This is a genomic window from Micromonospora sp. CNZ295, from assembly GCF_004217535.1.
Map to the genome: position 1 here is coordinate 2204565 of NZ_SHKZ01000001.1, position 15787 is coordinate 2220351.

Consider the following 15787-nt stretch of genomic DNA (forward strand, 5'->3'; position numbering starts at 1 on the left):
GTGGCACGCAGCATCGCGACGAACACCCGGGTCGACCGGGCCGAGCTGATCGAGTTCCTTCGCCCCCGGCACCGGGTCGTGCTGTTGACGACCCGCGCCGACGGGCGCCCGCAGTCGTCCCCGGTCTCGGCGGGGGTGGACGCCGAGGGCCGGCTGGTCATCTCCACCTACCCCGAGCGGGCGAAGGTCGCCAACATCCGCCGCGACCCGCGGGTCTCCGCGTGCGTGCTCTCCGACGGCTGGAACGGCCCGTGGGTGCAGGTCGACGGCACCGCCGAGGTGCTGGACCTGCCGGCGGCCCTGGAGCCGCTGGTGGAGTACTACCGCAGCATCTCCGGCGAGCACCCGGACTGGGACGAGTACCGCGCGGCCATGGTCCGCCAGGGCAAGTCGCTGATCCGGGTCACCGTCTCCGCGTGGGGTCCGGTCGCCACCGGCGGCTTCCCCGCCCGCCTCGCCGACTGACGCACGCGGGCCGGGCCGCGACCGCCGAGGCGGCGCGGGGCCGGCCCGCGACCCCGCCGGTCAGTACGCGACGGCGAACCGGGCGTTCTCGTGGCGCGGGTTCTCGATCTCGTCGACCACCGCCACCGCCAGGTCCTCGTAGGTCAACACCGAGCGGCCCTCGTGATCGGTGACCGGCTGGTCGCCGCCGGTCCGGTAGCGGCCCGTGCGCTCACCCGGGTGGAACTCCAGCGGCGGCGGCGACACGTACGTCCAGCGCACCCCGTCGGCTGACGAGCGGTAGTAGTCCAGCGCCTCGGCCTGCCCGAGCGCCGCGTCCCGGTACTCGTCGGGGAAGTCCGGCTCGTCCAGGTAGCGGGTGCCCTTCGGGGTGAGCAGGGTGGCGCCGCCGCCGATGTGGATCACGCGGGGCGGGTCCGGCACGTCGCGCAGCGCCACCACCAGGGCCCGCGCCGCGGCGAGCCAGAGGCCGTGCTCACCGCCGCCGATCGCCACCACCAGCGCGTCCGCCTCCGGCGCCAGCTCGCGTACGCTCCGCTCGCTGGTCGCGTCGCCGGTGACGACCCGCACGCCGGCCGGGAAGTACGAGGTGGCCTCCGGCCGGCGCACCGCGGCGGTGACCCGGTGCCCGCGGTTGAACGCCTCGGTGGTCACCCGGGAACCCGCGGTCCCGCCCGCCCCGAACACGACGATGTTGCTCACGTCCCCAGGCTATGGACGGCACGTCCGCCCCGCCGGGGAACGCGTCAGTCCACCAGGGCCGAGTAGACCAGCTGGCGCAGCTGCGGCCGGATCGGCCAGGTGCTCGACGGCAGCAGCTGGGTGAAGAACAGCGCGGTGATCTCCTCGGCCGGGTCCACCCAGAAGGCCGTGCTCGCCACCCCGCCCCAGTAGTACTCGCCGACGCTGCTCGGCACCCGGGACGGGATCGGGTCCTCCACGACCGCGAAGCCGAGCCCGAAGCCGATGCCCTCCAGCGTCGTCTCGGCGAATCCGCCGGTGGACAGCGTGTCCAGGTCCTGCCCGCCGGGCAGGTGGTTGCGGGTCATGAAGCGCACCGTGCGGGAGCCGAGCAGGCGTACCCCGTCCAACTCGCCGCCGCGCAGCAGCAGCTGGGTGAACCGGTGGTAGTCCGCGGCGCTGGAGACCAGGCCGCCGCCGCCGGAGAGCAGGTTCGGCTTCTCGAACGCCATGGCGCCCAGCTTGTCGTACCGGAACGCCCGGCCGGTGCGCGGGTCGGGCGCGTACAGGGCGGCGAGCCGGTCGGCGGCGTCGCCCTGCACCCACCAGTGGGTGTCGGTCATGCCGAGCGGGCGGAAGATCCGGTCGGCGAAGAACTCGTCCAGGCTCTGCCCGGAGACCACCTCGACCAGCCGGCCGAGCACGTCGGTGGCGACCGAGTAGCCCCAGGCGGTGCCCGGCTGGAAGAGCAGCGGCAGCTCGCCGAAGGCGGCGCAGGCGGTGGCCAGGTCGACGTCGGCCGGCGGGTACAGGTCGTACCCGGCGGCCCGGTAGAGGCCGTCGACCACCGAGGTCTGCATGAAGCCGTACGTCAGGCCGGCGGTGTGGGTGAGCAGGTGCCAGACCCGGATCGGCTCGACCGCCGGCACCGTGTACGGCTTGAGCGTCGACCCCTTGGCGTAGACCCGGACGTCGGCGAACTCCGGCAGCCAGCGGCTGATCGGGTCGGTCAGCTCGAACCGGCCCTCCTCCCAGAGCATCATCGCGGCGACGGAGGTGACCGGCTTGGTCATCGAGTAGATCCGCCAGAGCGTGTCCGCCGCCACCGGCGCCCCGGCCTCGACGTCCCGCAGCCCGTACGCCGAGGAGTGCGCCACCTCGCCGCGGCGGGTGACCACCACCTGGAAGCCGGCGAGCCGGCCGTCGTCGACGTACCTGCCGAAGTGCTCGTCGATCCGCGCCAGGCGGGCCGGGTCGAAGCCGATCTGGTCCGGGTCGATGCTGCGTGCCACGCTCACAACGGCGAACCTACCTGTCGGTACGCGGTCGCCGGAAGAGCGGCCGGCCACACCTGTCGGTGCCGGTCGGTAGCCTGTGGCGATGCCGGAGCTGACCGAGGAGACCACCTTCCGCGACGAGGACTGGTACGGCGAGGAGCTCACCGACCGGCACTTCGTCGGCTGCCACTTCGAACGGGTCGACCTCACCGAGGCGCTCACCCGGGGCGCCGTCTTCACCGGCTGCACGTTCGGCAACGTCCGCTTCAACGCCTCGCGGCACGTCGACTCGGCGTTCACCCGGTGCGTGTTCCGTCGCTGCAATCTCTTCGAGGCCGAGTTCACCGGCTGCAAGCTGGTCGGCAGCACCTTCGACCAGTGCGACCTGCGACCGCTGGCCGTCGTCGGCGGGGACTGGTCGTTCGTCGCGCTTCCCGGCGCCGATCTGCGCGGGGTGCGCTTCGCCGACGTCCGGATGCGCGAGGTCGACCTGACCGGCGCCGACCTGACCGGGGCCACGGTCAGCGCCGTCGACCTCTCCGGCGCCCAACTGCACCGCGCCAAGCTCGCCCGCGCCGACCTGCGCGGCAGCGACCTGACCGCCCTCGACCCGACCGAGGTCGAGCGGGCCGGTGCCGTCATCGACGCGGAGCAGGCGGTGGTGATCGCGCAGGCGCTCGGCTTCCAGATCGGCTGACGTGACTACGCCCTGCTCAGTGGAGGGTGCCCAGGTGGAAACGCTACCACCGGGTAACGAAGTGGACACACCGGACGCTGCCGGGTGGCGGAAGACCCCCTCCGGTGCAAACGTGAGACCGCTCACGACGGTGTAACGTTTCCGCCGGCTTGGGCGCTGCGGGCGTTGGGGAGTGGAGGGTCGGTGCCGGAGGAAGACCTCACGCGGACGGACGCCCGTGGGCCACGGCACGGCACCACGCGACGCCGGTCATCGATCGCGGGGCAGACCCGCGGTGTGCTCCGTCGGCTGGCCCGCGCCCAGCGGCGCCGGCGTTGGGCGCTGGAGGGGGCGGCGGCGCTCGCCTGCCTGGTGGCGGTCGCCTGGTACCTGCACGCCGACGACGATCCGGCGCCGGAGGTGCCGGGCCCCGGCAGCGTTCCGGCCGGGGTCGGACGGCCGAGTCCCGGCGGCGACGGACGCGACCCGGCCTCCGCGCCGGCCTCGCCCGGCCTGCGGCCCCGGCAGCGGCCGCCGAGCCCGTCGCCCACACCGGTCACACCGTCGCCGCAGCCGTCGCCGACGCTCACCCTCGCCCGCGCCGAGGTGCCGGCCGAAGTGGACCTGACCGCCACGGGCAGCCGGGACTGGGTCCACTGGGGATTCGACGGCGACGCCTCGACGGTTCGCAAGCGCGGTGGTTCGGGCGAGATCCGCGACGACGGCGGCCGGGGCCGCCGCGGCTCCTGGGACGGCAACCAGGAGACCTTCCGGTGGCGCGACGGCACCCCGGTGCGGTCCACCCGGGGCAGCCCGCACGGGGCGTTCACCTGCGGCGTCGGCAGCGGCTTCGCCCTCACCGTCGCCGGCAGCGGCGAACCGCGGACCGTGCGCGTGTACGCCGGGACCTGGCGGGCGAAGGGCCGTCTCGACGTCCGGCTGTCCACCGGCGGCCCGGTCCGCACGATGCGCCTGGAGGATCCGCACACCAGCCGGTCCGCCGAGTTCACGATCCGCTTCCAGGCCCAGCGTGGCGCGCGGCTCGTGCTCACCTGGACCACCGAGCACACCTTCACCGACGACTGCGCCGGGGTCACCCTCCAGGCGGTGGCGCTGCGCTGACCGGCAACGCCGGCGCCGACCGGGGTAGCGTGGTGCCGGCAGGTCGACTGGGGACGGGAGTTTCGATGGCGACGGGGGAACAGGTGCTGGACAGCCCGCAGGGCTGGGTCGCCGAGCACATCCGGCGGTACGTGGAGTCCGACGGCGCCGACGGGCACGAGTGGCGTCCCGGCGTGTTCACGCTGCTGCTGACCACCCGGGGACGGCGCAGCGGGGCACTGCGGCGCACCGCGCTCATCTACGGCCGCGACGGCGACGCGTACCTGGTGGTGGCCTCGCAGGGCGGCGCGCCGGAGCACCCCGCGTGGTACCTGAACCTGCTCGACGACCCGCGGGTCGAGGTGCAGGTCGGCGCCGAGCGGTTCACCGCCCGGGCGCGTACCGCGACCCCGGAGGAGAAGCCGCGCATGTGGGCCACGATGGCGTCGATCTGGCCCGCGTACGACGACTACCAGGCCAGGACCGACCGGGAGATCCCGGTGGTGGTCCTGGAACGTGCCTGACCGGCAGCCGACCAGGGGAGGTTCCATGCCCGCGTTCGCCGTCGCCCACCTGCGTACGCCGACGTTCGACCACGAGGACGTCCACCACTATCTGGAGCGCATCCAGGCCACCCTGGACCCGTTCGGTGGGCGGTTCCGGGTGCACGGCCCGCGGGTCGACGTCATCGAGGGGGAGTGGCCCGGCACGATCGTCATCATCGAGTTCCCCGACCGGGACGCGGCCCGGGCCTGGTACGACTCCCCGGCGTACCAGGAGATCCTGCCGCTGCGGACCCGGCACATCGAGGGCTCGGCCATCATCGTCGACGGGGTACCGGCCGACTACGACGCCGCCCGTACGGCCGCGTACCTGCGTACCCGCGCCACCGGCTGAGCGCCGCCGGCTCGCTGTCGAGAGGGGCCCCTGGTACAACGCCCGGCGTTGACAAGGGGCCCGTCCTCCACCGACTCAGCAGGCGATGGGCTTCACCCAGGAGCACTCGCGGTCCTCGGGGCCCGGCGGCTCGGGCAGCGTCCGCGGTGCGACACGGGCGCCCGCGGTGTCCTTCGCGGTGTACGACGCCAGCGCCACCGCGATCTGGTCCTCCAGCCCCTTCACCGACGAGGCCAGGTAGTTGTTGAGCAGGATCGAGAAGGCCAGCACCCGGCCGTCGGCGTCGGTGACGTAGCCGGACAGGCTGGAGACGCCGGTCAGGCTGCCCGTCTTGGCGTGCACGTTGCCCGCGGCGGGGGTGGCGCGCATCCGGCTGCGCAGCGTGCCGCCGACGAAGCGTTCCGCCTCGCCGGCGATCGGCAGGGCCGCGTACCAGGCGGGGAACCAGGGCTCCGAGCGGACGGCGGTGAGCAGGTCGACGAACTCGGTCGCCGGCACCAGGTTGCGCCGGGAGAGCCCGGAGCCGTCCCGCTGCCGGAAGGTCGCCGGGTCCATGCCGGCGCCGGCCACGTACCCGTTGATCGCCGCGATCCCCGCCGACCAGGTGCCGGAGCCCGCGAGCACCCGGCCGATCTCCTTGGTGAGCACCTCGGCGTGCCCGTTGTTGGAGAGCTTGAGGAACGGCACCATCAGCTCCGCCAGGGTCATCGAGTCGTGCCGGGCCACCTCGGTCGCGTCGGTCGGCGTGGGCTTGCCGAGGTCCGTCCGGCCCAGCACCCGTACGCCGTGCCTGCGCAGCGCCGAGCGGAAGACGTCGGCCGCGTACCCGGTGGGCTCCCAGACCGTGACCCAGTCGCTGGCCGGCGCGTCCCCGACGGCGATCTGGCCGGTGACCACGACGGTGTTGTCGCCGTGGGCGCGCTCGAAGGAGAGCGTGGTCTCGCCCTCGGCGACGGTGGTCGCCCGGTTGTCGAACCGCAGGTAGCCGGTCGCCGGGGTGGTGCTGATCGTCGGCTTGGCGCCGGCCGTCGCGCCCGGGGCGGCGCGGACGATGACCGTGCCGGCGTCGTAGTCGGTGTCCGGCGCGACGGTCAGCGCGGAGACCTGCGCCGCGTAGTAGTACGGCTCGTCGTCCCAGGTCCAGTCCGGACCGAGCCGGGTGTCGTCGTAGCGGGTGTCGTCGGCGACCAGCTTCCCGGTCACCACGCGGACGCCGGCGGCGGCGACGCGGGCGGCCAGCGCGTCGTAGTCGGCGGCCAGCATCGTCGGGTCGCCGCCGCCGCGGAGGTAGAGGTTTCCGGTGAGGACGCCGCCCCGGCGCGGCCCACCGGCGTGCACGCCGGTGCGGAAGCGGTGGTCCGGCCCGAGCAGTTCCAGGGCGGCGGCCGAGGTCAGCAGCTTGGTGTTGGAGGCGGGGACGAGTCGGCGGTCGCCGTTGCGGTGGTAGACCGTCTCGCCGGTGGCGGCGTCCTTGACCACGACGGAGGCCTGCGCGCCGGCGAGGCGCGAGTCGGCCAGGATCGCGTCGATGGTGGCGTCCAGCCGGGTCGCGGCGGCGGTCGGCGACTCGGCGGTGGCGGTGGGCGCGCCGGCGGTGGCCGCGGCGGCGACGAGCGCCACCAGTGCGAGCGCCCGGGGGAAGAGGCGACGGTCCATGCGGTGATGCTGTCACGGAGATATCTGCCAGAAAAGACCGGAGACCGAAGAAAATCTTCGGACGCCTAGCACGGTGGCCGCAACGGCTGTGCCGCTTCGCCGGATTTCATCCGATCGGGTACGCGCCGGCGGCCCGGTTTGACGGCGGCCCGGGCAGGGGGCACCGTAGGCGTGAGGGGTCCGGTCGCGGGCCCCGAGCCACGACGGCGGTTTCCGGCCGTCCCGGCTCCCCGGCCCCGTCGACGGCCGGTCGTGAATCCAGGAGGAATCCCGCCATGCTCACCATGACCGACAACGCCGTGCTGGTGATCCGAGACCTCGCCAACCAGCAGGACGTCGCGGAGGACGGCGGCGTGCGGATCGCCGCTGACCCGGACGCGGGCTCGCTCACCGTCGAACTCGTCGAGCGGCCCCTGGCGGGTGACCAGGTGGTCGACAACCAGGGTGCCCGGATCTTCCTCGACTCGGACGCCGCCGAACTGCTCGGGGACGCCTCCGTCGACGCTTCCGTCGACGACGAGGGCATCGTGCAGTTCGGCTTCACCGAGAAGCAGTGAGCGGCGCTCAGCCGGCGCGCCGGGCAGCTCCGCCCCGGTGGGGCCGGGCGGCTCGGCCGGCGTTCGGCTGACCGCCCCGCCACGGTTCCGGCCGGGCCTCCCGGGCCGGGGCGCACAGCGTGGCCAGCACGTGGGCGAGATGGTGCGAGGTGCACCACGCTGCCCAACTGCTGGTGGAGCCCGCCCCGCCGGCCCGCCGGGCACGCCGCACGATCTCGTGGTCGCCCCAGGAGAAGGCGGCGCCCGCCGCCGGCCAGTGCGGCGCCGCGACGAGGGTGCGGCACAGGTCGGCGAACCGGTCGTCACCCCGGCCGCCACGGCGGGACCAGCGGTAGATCCACCAGGCCCCGTCGGCCGTGTAGCGCATCGTGGGCAACCGGTCGCCCACCGGGTCGTCGTCCCGCGTCGCCGGGTGGACCCCGTAGTCGCCGTAGCCGACGCCGAGGTCCGCCAACTCCTGCCAGAGCAACCAGTCCCAGCGGTCGAGGCGCACCGGCTCGTCGGTCGGGAGACGGGACAGGGCGGGCGGCATACCGCCCGCCGCCACGCTGACCGAGCGCCACGCGTGCCGGCGGGCCCAGTCCAGCAGCCGGCGGACCCGGGGCTCCACCAACCGCAGGTCGGCCCGGCAGCACACGTCCCCGGCGTCGACCAGCAGGTCGCACTGCTCCGGCACGAGTCGCGTCCACCGCCAGATCCGTTCCACCGCCGCGGTCGCCGCGTCCGGCCCCGCCCGGTCCGTGCCGAGCCGCAGCCGGACCAGCGCGCGCTGCGCGTGGGCCCGGGCCGCCGCGCCGTGGGCGACGAGCCGCCGCTCACTCTCCGCGAGCCCGATCACCGGCACCAGGGGTACGCCCCAGCGCGCCAGCTCCGCCTCCGGGCTGTCCGGCAGTGCGGACACGTCGACCGCCGGGAGCAACCCGGCCGGCAACCTGCGCAGGGCTTCCCCGGTGGCGGAATCCGCGAGGGACACGTCGACGACCGGGGCGAGCAGTGGCGCCAGAGCCGGGTCGAGGTGGCTGAGCGCCTCCAGCTCAGCACGCCGGTTGGCGAGTATGGGGCGGTAGACCGGTTCCGCCTCCCGGCCCCCGTGGGCGGGCACCATACTTCAGCCTACGCACGTCATTCGCGCCGGTCCCTGCGTTCCGCCGCGCCCGGTCGTTTCTCCGCAGGTCAGACGGGTTGGACGGCCACTTCCTGTCATGGATCGGACACTTCCGGCCGGCCGGCGGCCCGGCGCCGCCCGCCGGTGAGCGGCACGGCACCGGGCCGACGGGATGTCAGTCGTCGTCGCGGCCGTGGTCGTCATCGTCGTCGTCACGGTCGTCGTCATCGTCATCGTCGTCGTGGTCGTCGCGGCCATCGTCGTCGTGGTCGTCGTCCTGCTCGTGCCGGAGCACGGCACCGGTCTCCCGGTCGACGTCGATCTCGTGCTCGACCCCGCCGGCCAGGATCTCCACGTCCCACACCGGCCGGCCGTGCTCCGACTCGGCCTCGACATCGACCACCCGGCCGCCGCCGACCGCCGCGAGCGCGATCTCGCGGGCCCGCTGCTGGTCGATCGCCCCGGTCGCCGCGCCATCGGAGGCGCCGCTGCCCGGGGTGGCGCTGTCGTCCGGCGTGGCGCTGTCGTCCGGGCTGGCGGCCGTGGTCGGCGCGCCGACCGCCACGGGAGTCCCCCGGACCGGCCGGTCGTCCGCCGCCGCGACGCCCAGGGTGGCCCCGATCGTCGCGAGCACCGCCGCGCCGCCGATCGACGCCAGGATCAGGGGTTGACGCTTCATCTCAGATCACCTCTGCCTCGGTTGGGGAATCTCCCCGACGCCAATGAGGATCGGCGCGAGACGGATAGCGGCACGCTGCGCCGACCCTAAGGCCGCCTTAAGAACCGGCGCCGCCGGCCGAAGCGTGATCAGTTGATGCCGAGCCGGGCGCGAGGGACGTTCCGGACCGGCTGGGCATCATCCGTACGGCGCGCGGCCCGCCGGTGACGTCAGGCGGTCGCCGGGCCGAGGTCGAGGCGGACCTCCGCGCCGCCCCGCGGGCCGGCTCCCAGCTCCAGGTCCCCGCCGGCGGCCTGCGCGGCCCGGCGGGCGATGTCCAGGCCGAGCCCGGTCGAGCCGGCGTGGCTGGCGCCGCGGCCGAGCGTCCCGGGCGGCATGCCGGGGCCTTCGTCGGCCACCGTCAGCCGCACGCGTCCCGCCTCGACGCCGAGCCGGACGGTGAACGCGGTTCCGTCCGGGGTGTGCGCGAAGACGTTCCCGAGCAGGGCGTCCACCGCCGCCGTCAGCTCGTCGGCGGGTACGTCGACCGGCAGCGGGCCCGGCGCCAGGTCGAGGGTGACCGCCCGCCCGGTGTCCTCGGCGAGCACCGACCAGAACGCCACCCGCTCGGCCACCACCGCCGCGGCGTCGCAGGACGGCGGTCCCGCCGACTGCCGCCAGCGGGCCTGCTGGATCAGGCCGGTGACCGCCCGTTCCAGGCCGTCGACCGCCGCCGTCATCCGCGTCGAGTCCTGCGGGTCGCGCAACGACTCCGCCTCCAGCCGCAGCGCGGTGAGCGGCGTACGGAGCCGGTGCGACAGGTCGGCGACCGCCTCGCGCTCCTGGACCAGCAGGTCCTGGATCCGGCCGGCCAGGTGGTTGAGCGCACCGGCGACCTCGCGGAGCTCGGCCGGCCCGTCCGGGGTGACCCGGGCGTCCAGTTCGCCGTTCGCCAGCCGGTGCGAGACCGTGGAGAGTCCGGTGATCGGCCGGACCAGGGTGCGGGCCAGCAGGTCGGCGAGCACGAGACCGAGCAGCACCAGCAGCACGCCGAGCAGCGCCAGCACGAGCCAGGCCCGGTTCACCCCGTGGGCCAGTTCGGCCTTCGGGATGACCGTGCGGATCACGCCGGTGCCGTCCGGGCGCCCGACCGCGATCACCACCTCCCGGCCCTGCTCCGTCTCCGCGGTGAGGCTCTGCCCCCGTTCGGCCAGCGCCACGGCGGGCGTACGGGGGGCGTCGGCGCCGAGCACGGTGCCGTCGGGCAGGAAGACCGTGACCGGCCGGCCCGAGTCGACGGCGAGCCGCTCGACGGTCAGCCGGATGGTGGTGGCGTCGGCGGTGCCGACCACCGTCACCAGGCTCGCGGCGTCGGCGGTGGCGCGTACGGTGGCCCGGTCCTCGGCGACGTTCCGCAGCAGCAGCGCCAGCGGCACCAGGAAGGCGACCAGGATCAGGATGCTGACCGCGGCCACCAGGAGGGTCAGCCGCGCCCTCACGCGGTCGACCCCGGCGGTTCGAGCCGGACCCCCACCCCGCGCACGGTGTGCAGGTAGCGCGGCTCCTGGGCGGTCTCCCCGAGCTTGCGCCGCAGCCAGGACAGGTGCACGTCGACGGTCTTGTCGGCGCCCCCGTACGGGACCTGCCACACCTCGGCGAGCAGTTCGCGCTTGGTCACCACCTGGCCGGGCCGGACGGCCAGATGATGCAGCAGGTCGAACTCCCGTGGGGTCAGCTCCACCGGCGCGCCGTCGAGGGTCACCTGACGGGACCGGGGGTCGATCCGCAGGCCGCCGACGACCACCGTCGCGTCCTCTCCGGCGGCCGCGGAGGCGCCGCGCCGCAGCACGGCCCGGATCCGCGCGTCGAGCTGCGCGGCGGTGAACGGTTTGACCACGTAGTCGTCGGCGCCCGCGTCGAGCACCCGGACGATCTCGGTCTCGTCGTCGCGGGCCGTGGCCACGATGACCGGCACGGAGCTGACCGCCCGCAACATCCGCAGCAGTTCGCGTCCGTCCAGGTCGGGCAGGCCCAGGTCGAGCACGACGAGGTCGGGCCGGTCGTCGAGCGCGTCCTGCAGCCCGGTCATCGCCGTCGACGCGGCCGCCACCGCGTGCCCGCGGTCGCGCAGCGCCCGCAGCAGCGGCGTACGGATGGCGAGGTCGTCCTCGATGAGCAGCAGGCGGGCCACCCTTGGCAGGCTAGCCGGCAGCACCGGTCGACGCCGACGACGTTAACCCTCCCTTAGCATCGGCATGAGCTGCGCCCAACCTCACGTGGGGGATAGTCGGACCATGCCCCGCCGCACCCTCCTCGTCGCCGCCGGGTGGTTGGCCGCCGTCGCCGTCGCCACCCTGATCGGGCTCGCCGCCGTCCGGCTGGTGGGCGACAGCATCGCCGGCACGCCGGGTGGGGTGCGCAGCCAGGAGGAGATCGAGCGGGCGCTGGCCGCTCCGACGCCCACCGATGGCCCAGGCCCCGGGCCCTCGTCGACGTCGACGTCCCCCGCACCCGCCCCCACCGCGTCGGCCGGCGTACGTCGTTCCTTCGCCACCACCGGCGGCAGCGCGGTGGCCGAGTGCGTCCCCGGCGGTGTGCGGCTGGTCTCCTGGTCACCGGCGCCCGGGCACCGGGTGGTGGACGTCGATCGCGGACCCGACGACGACGTGGAGATCGAGTTCACCGGGCCGGCCGGGCGGTCCGAGCTGAAGCTGCGCTGCGTTGGCGGCCAACCGGTCGCCGAGGCCGACGACGACTGACCGGCGGCGGGCCCGGGAGCCAAGGGTGGCGAGCCGAGCGCGGGCGCCGACCGGCGGGCAACGAGCGCACGGCGCCGCCCGACTCGTGGTCGGAACGTCGCCGCGCTCTGGCCGTCTCCCACCACCGCAGCCGTACGGCGGTACGCCAGCGGGGACCTGGCTCGACCGAACATCGGTCCAGTCGAGCACTCGATCCCCCTTCCGAGCCCGGGCAAACCCTCGAACCGTGGGAAATTCCACGATCTGCGAGTCCCGGCGTGGCGCGGGGCGGCAGCGGGTAAGGAACGCGGCATGGAGCATTTCACGATCGCGACCGTCGCCGAGAAGAGCCCGGACTTCCGGCGGGTGCTGTGGACGGGCAAGAACACCCAGCTGGTCATCATGACCATCCCGCCCGGTGGGGAGATCGGCGAGGAGGTCCACGAGGACATCGACCAGATCCTCACCTTCGTCAGCGGTACCGGGGAGGCCCGGGTCGCCGGCGAGAAGCGCGAGATCGCCCAGGGCGACCTGGTCGTGGTGCCCGCCGGCACCAAGCACAACTTCGTCAACACCGGCCCCAACCCGCTGGTGCTCTACACGGTCTACGGCCCGCCCGAGCACGCCGACCAGGTGGTCCACCGCACGAAGGAGGAGGCGGACGCGGCCGAGGCCGCCGGCGAGGACGAGCCGCCCACCTCCTGACGCCCGGCAGCCGGGCCAGCGGGCCCGGCGGCCGGCAGTCGTCGCCGGCCCTACTGTCGGTGGGTCGCCCGCGTCCGCCAGTCGTCGAGGCGGGTACCGGCGATGCGGGCGCCGTCGGCGGGGACGAGCGAACGTTCAGCCGGGGTGGCACCGAAATACCGGGCGCCGGAGTCACTCACCACCGAACGAGGATCCTGCTGGGCGGCGAGGAAGGATCGTCCCAGTTCGTCGAGGCGGAACTGCTCCGGTCCACCGACCTCGACCACGGCGTTCGTCGGCGCGCCGACCACGACCTCGGCCACCGCGGCCGCGACGTCGTCCGCTGCCATCGGTTGGATGAGCACCGGCGCGAGGTGCACGGTGTCGCCGTCCGTGGCAGCGTCGATGATGCCCTGAAGGAACTCGAAGAACTGGGTGGCGTGCACCAGCGAGTACGGGAGTCCGGACGCGGTGATGAGCTTCTCCTGGGCGACCTTCGCCCGCATGTAGCCGCTGTCCGGAAGCCGTTCGGAGCCCACGACGGAGAGCGCCACGTAGTGACCCACCCCGGCGTCCGCGGCGGCGGCAAGGAGGGTGCGCGTGGACGTCTCGAAGAACTCCAGTGCGGCGCTGCCCTCGAGCGACGGCGAGTTCGACACGTCGACGACGGCGTCGGCGCCGGCGAGCGCCTCCGCCACTCCCTCGCCGGTCAGTGTGTTCACGCCGGTCGCCGGCGACGCCGGCACCGCCTCGCCCTGGGCACCGAGCATCTGCACGAGCTTGGAGCCGATGAGCCCGCTACCGCCGATGACGACGATCTTCATGATCGAGCCACTCCCTGTCCGCCCTGGTTGATTCGTGCCGCAACCAGTAAGACGGAGACCCTGTGCTTGACGCAGGAAGATTCACGGGTGTGCCAGCGAATTCCGACCACGGGGTCCGGTCCGAGTGGCGCTCCGGCGGTCAGGCCGGCAGCACCGGCAGGCCGGCCACGTCCACCGTCGCCGGGTACTTGAGGCCGGCGCCGGTGTTGAGCACCACCACCCGCTCACCGGCCCGGATCCAGCCGCCGGCCCGCAGCTGCCGGGCCGCGGTCAGGCAGGCCGCGCCCTCCGGGCACAGCAGCAGCCCCTCGCGCTCGGCGAAGCGGCGCAGGTCGGCGAGCAGTTCCGCGTCCTCCACCGCGACCGCGGTGCCCCCACTCTCCCGCAGCGCGGCCAGGATCAGCTCGTCGCCGAACGGGGCCGGCACGGTGATGCCGAACGCCACGGTGTGCGCGTCCGGCCACGGCTCGGCCCGTTCCGCCCCGGCGGCGAACGCCCGGACGACCGGGGCGCAGCCGGTGGACTGCACCGCGACCAGGCGGGGCAACCGGTCCTCGATCCAGCCCAGCGCGCGCAGCTCGTGCAGCGCCTTGTGGATGCCGATGAGGCCGACACCGCCGCCGGTCGGGTAGATGATCACGTCGGGCACCTGCCAGCCGAGCTGCTCGACGATTTCGTACCCCATGGTCTTCTTGCCCTCGAGCCGGTACGGCTCGCGCAGCGTGCCGGCGTCGAAGACCGCTCCCTGCGCGTCGGCGACCAGTTGCGCGACGTGCCGGCCGGCGTCGCCGATCAGCCCGTCGACCAGCCGCAGGTCCACCCCGGCCGCGACGCACTCCCGGCGGCAGATGGCGGGCGCGTCGACCGGCATGGCGATCATCGCGCGCAGCCCGGCGCGGGTGGCGTAGGTGGCCCAGGCGGCGCCCGCGTTGCCGTTGGTCGGCATCGCGATCCGCTCGACGCCCAGTTCCCGGGCACGGCTGACGCCCACGGCCGCTCCGCGCGCCTTGAACGAGCCGGTCGGGGTCAACCCCTCGTCCTTGACCAGCAGGTCCGGGACGCCGATCTCCGCGCCGTACGCCGGGGCGCGCCACAGCGGCGTCCAGCCCTCGCCCAACGTGGTGACGTGCCCGGGGTCGGCCACCGGCAGCAGCTCCCGGTAGCGCCAGAGGTCCGCCGGCCGCAACCCGAACCGTTCCGGGGTGATCACCTCGGCCACCGCCGCCAGGTCGTAGCGCGCCAGCAGCGGGGACCCGCAGCCGCACAGGTTCTGAGGCTTGCCGGCGTCGTGCTCCTGTCCGCAGCGCGGGCACTCCAGGTGGGTCAGGTACACGGTGCTCCTCGGGTGCGTCGGCGGTCGGTCAGCTCGTGTCGATGCTCTGCCACTGCCGGCTGCGCCGGCCCGGTTCGTAGACCGAGTCCAGGCGCTTGGCCACCACGCCCGGCAACCCCTGTTCCCGTGCCGTGCGCAGGGCCTCGGCGCCGGTGCCGGGAAACCAGGGCGGAGTCTGCCAGTGCGGGCCCGCGAGGGCCAGCCCGTCGAGCAGTTCGCGGCGCTGCGCGTACGGCAGGTCGGTGCTGGTCACGCCCTCCAGCCAGAGCAGGTCGAACAGCAGGAACTGCGCGTCGGCGGTGGCCCGCCCGCCGCGCGCCGGGCGGACCCGGCCGGCGCGGTCGATGCGGACCAGCACGCCGTCGAGCACGGCCTCCGTCGGCGCCAGCGTCTCGGCCAGGTCCCGCAGCCAGGGGTACGTCCCGGTGATCTCCTCGTCCGTGCCGGACAGCAGCCGAAGCCGGCCCCCCGAGACGTACGCGACCGCCCGCACGCCGTCCCAGCGCAGCTCGTACCCCCACTCGTGCTCGTCGCGCGGCACCCGTCGCGCGGGGGTGGGCAGCATCGGGCGGACCAGGTCGGGCATGCTCGTCCAGCCCTCGGGCGGCGGGTCGGTGCGGCGTACCATCCAGTCCCGCCCGTCGCGGCCGCCGGTGGCGAAGAGCACGTACCGGCCGCTGGTCCGCTCCCCGTGCAGGGTCACGATCACCTCGTCGTCGCGCCACTTCTCGCAGTGGTAGGTGCCCCGGTCGTGGACGGTCATCCGGCCGCCGCCGTACTCGCCGGCCGGGATCTCGCCGGAGAAGTCGAGGTACTCCATCGGGTGGTCCTCGGTGTGCACCGCGAGGTGGTTGCGGCCGGTGTCGCGCGGCAGCCCGCGCGGCACGGCCCAGGAGGCGAGGACGCCGTCGTGCTCCAGCCGCAGGTCCCAGTGCAGGCTGCGGGCGTGGTGCTGCTGGATGACGAAGCGGGCGCCGTCCGGACCGCCGGGCTCCGGGGCCTGCTCCGGCACCGGTTCGGGGGTACGCGCGGCGTCCCGCTTGCGCCGGTACTCCTCAAGCCGGTCGGCCACATCCGCATTCTCCGGCACCGGGGCGGATCCCGCCCGGGGTCGGGCCCGGTCGGGCGGTGTCAC

The 15787-nt window shown here is 74.4% G+C and carries 18 protein-coding genes; 8 read left to right on the forward strand and 10 right to left on the reverse strand.

What is annotated here, in order from left to right; genetic code table 11:
- Positions 1 to 465 (forward strand): PPOX class F420-dependent oxidoreductase, encoded by a 465-nt coding sequence (locus EV376_RS10490; protein ID WP_130322169.1) that lies wholly within the window; start codon positions 1 to 3, stop codon positions 463 to 465.
- Positions 466 to 525: 60 nt separating this feature from the next.
- On the opposite strand, the gene EV376_RS10495 is transcribed toward EV376_RS10490, so the two are convergent.
- Both EV376_RS10495 and EV376_RS10500 read right to left on the reverse strand, forming a co-directional pair.
- Entirely contained in the window at positions 526 to 1167 is a 642-nt protein-coding gene (locus tag EV376_RS10495) for an NAD(P)H-binding protein (protein WP_130322171.1), read from the reverse strand.
- A 44-nt stretch (positions 1168 to 1211) separates the two neighbouring features.
- Positions 1212 to 2444 (reverse strand): serine hydrolase domain-containing protein, encoded by a 1233-nt coding sequence (locus EV376_RS10500; RefSeq protein WP_130322173.1) that lies wholly within the window; start codon positions 2442 to 2444, stop codon positions 1212 to 1214.
- A gap of 82 nt (positions 2445 to 2526) precedes the next feature.
- On the opposite strand from EV376_RS10500, the gene EV376_RS10505 reads away from it, so the two are divergent.
- The 4 genes from EV376_RS10505 to EV376_RS10520 all read left to right on the forward strand — a co-directional run bounded on the left by EV376_RS10505 (position 2527) and on the right by EV376_RS10520 (position 5097).
- A complete protein-coding gene (locus EV376_RS10505) occupies positions 2527 to 3120 on the forward strand; it encodes a pentapeptide repeat-containing protein (protein WP_130322175.1) in 594 nt (197 codons plus the stop codon).
- Between the two features lie 276 nt (positions 3121 to 3396).
- Positions 3397 to 4221 carry a hypothetical protein gene (locus EV376_RS10510; RefSeq protein ID WP_486482581.1) on the forward strand — a complete coding sequence of 275 codons (825 nt, stop codon included), beginning with the start codon at positions 3397 to 3399 and terminating at the stop codon, positions 4219 to 4221.
- A gap of 65 nt (positions 4222 to 4286) precedes the next feature.
- Positions 4287 to 4724 carry a nitroreductase family deazaflavin-dependent oxidoreductase gene (locus tag EV376_RS10515; RefSeq protein ID WP_130322177.1) on the forward strand — a complete coding sequence of 146 codons (438 nt, stop codon included), beginning with the start codon at positions 4287 to 4289 and terminating at the stop codon, positions 4722 to 4724.
- A 25-nt stretch (positions 4725 to 4749) separates the two neighbouring features.
- Positions 4750 to 5097: a DUF1330 domain-containing protein gene (locus EV376_RS10520; RefSeq protein ID WP_130322179.1), complete on the forward strand. Its 348-nt coding sequence runs from the start codon at positions 4750 to 4752 to the stop codon at positions 5095 to 5097.
- Positions 5098 to 5172: 75 nt separating this feature from the next.
- Here EV376_RS10520 and dacB read toward each other — a convergent pair whose 3' ends face one another.
- Complete coding sequence (dacB, locus tag EV376_RS10525; RefSeq protein ID WP_130322181.1) at positions 5173 to 6753, reverse strand: D-alanyl-D-alanine carboxypeptidase/D-alanyl-D-alanine endopeptidase; 1581 nt, start codon at positions 6751 to 6753, stop codon at positions 5173 to 5175.
- Positions 6754 to 7028: 275 nt separating this feature from the next.
- On the opposite strand from dacB, the gene EV376_RS10530 reads away from it, so the two are divergent.
- Positions 7029 to 7310 carry an iron-sulfur cluster assembly accessory protein gene (locus EV376_RS10530; RefSeq protein WP_130322183.1) on the forward strand — a complete coding sequence of 94 codons (282 nt, stop codon included), beginning with the start codon at positions 7029 to 7031 and terminating at the stop codon, positions 7308 to 7310.
- A 7-nt stretch (positions 7311 to 7317) separates the two neighbouring features.
- Here the strand turns inward: EV376_RS10530 and EV376_RS10535 are convergent, their stop codons facing one another.
- The 4 genes from EV376_RS10535 to EV376_RS10550 all read right to left on the reverse strand — a co-directional run bounded on the left by EV376_RS10535 (position 7318) and on the right by EV376_RS10550 (position 11264).
- Positions 7318 to 8415 (reverse strand): beta family protein, encoded by a 1098-nt coding sequence (locus tag EV376_RS10535; protein ID WP_207228118.1) that lies wholly within the window; start codon positions 8413 to 8415, stop codon positions 7318 to 7320.
- 175 nt (positions 8416 to 8590) lie between these two features.
- The gene (locus tag EV376_RS10540) at positions 8591 to 9094 is read right to left on the reverse strand and encodes a PepSY domain-containing protein (RefSeq protein WP_130322185.1); all 504 of its coding nucleotides are present in this window, start codon (positions 9092 to 9094) and stop codon (positions 8591 to 8593) included.
- A gap of 209 nt (positions 9095 to 9303) precedes the next feature.
- Positions 9304 to 10572 carry a sensor histidine kinase gene (locus EV376_RS10545; protein ID WP_130322187.1) on the reverse strand — a complete coding sequence of 423 codons (1269 nt, stop codon included), beginning with the start codon at positions 10570 to 10572 and terminating at the stop codon, positions 9304 to 9306.
- Positions 10569 to 11264, reverse strand: coding sequence for a response regulator transcription factor (locus tag EV376_RS10550; RefSeq protein WP_130322189.1), 696 nt, complete (start codon positions 11262 to 11264; stop codon positions 10569 to 10571). Before EV376_RS10550 ends, EV376_RS10545 begins: the two co-directional genes overlap by 4 nt.
- Positions 11265 to 11367: 103 nt before the next feature.
- Here EV376_RS10550 and EV376_RS10555 point away from each other — a divergent pair, with 103 nt between their 5' ends.
- The gene (locus tag EV376_RS10555) at positions 11368 to 11832 is read left to right on the forward strand and encodes a septum formation initiator (RefSeq protein ID WP_130322191.1); all 465 of its coding nucleotides are present in this window, start codon (positions 11368 to 11370) and stop codon (positions 11830 to 11832) included.
- A 291-nt stretch (positions 11833 to 12123) separates the two neighbouring features.
- Positions 12124 to 12516 carry a cupin domain-containing protein gene (locus EV376_RS10560; RefSeq protein ID WP_130322193.1) on the forward strand — a complete coding sequence of 131 codons (393 nt, stop codon included), beginning with the start codon at positions 12124 to 12126 and terminating at the stop codon, positions 12514 to 12516.
- A gap of 50 nt (positions 12517 to 12566) precedes the next feature.
- Here the strand turns inward: EV376_RS10560 and EV376_RS10565 are convergent, their stop codons facing one another.
- The 3 genes from EV376_RS10565 to EV376_RS10575 form a co-directional block, all read right to left on the reverse strand.
- Positions 12567 to 13319, reverse strand: coding sequence for an SDR family oxidoreductase (locus EV376_RS10565; RefSeq protein ID WP_130322195.1), 753 nt, complete (start codon positions 13317 to 13319; stop codon positions 12567 to 12569).
- 139 nt (positions 13320 to 13458) lie between these two features.
- Positions 13459 to 14652 (reverse strand): threonine synthase, encoded by a 1194-nt coding sequence (locus EV376_RS10570; protein ID WP_130322197.1) that lies wholly within the window; start codon positions 14650 to 14652, stop codon positions 13459 to 13461.
- Positions 14653 to 14680: 28 nt separating this feature from the next.
- The gene (locus EV376_RS10575; RefSeq protein ID WP_130322199.1) at positions 14681 to 15724 is read right to left on the reverse strand and encodes a DNA polymerase ligase N-terminal domain-containing protein; all 1044 of its coding nucleotides are present in this window, start codon (positions 15722 to 15724) and stop codon (positions 14681 to 14683) included.
- Positions 15725 to 15787 lie beyond the last annotated feature (63 nt).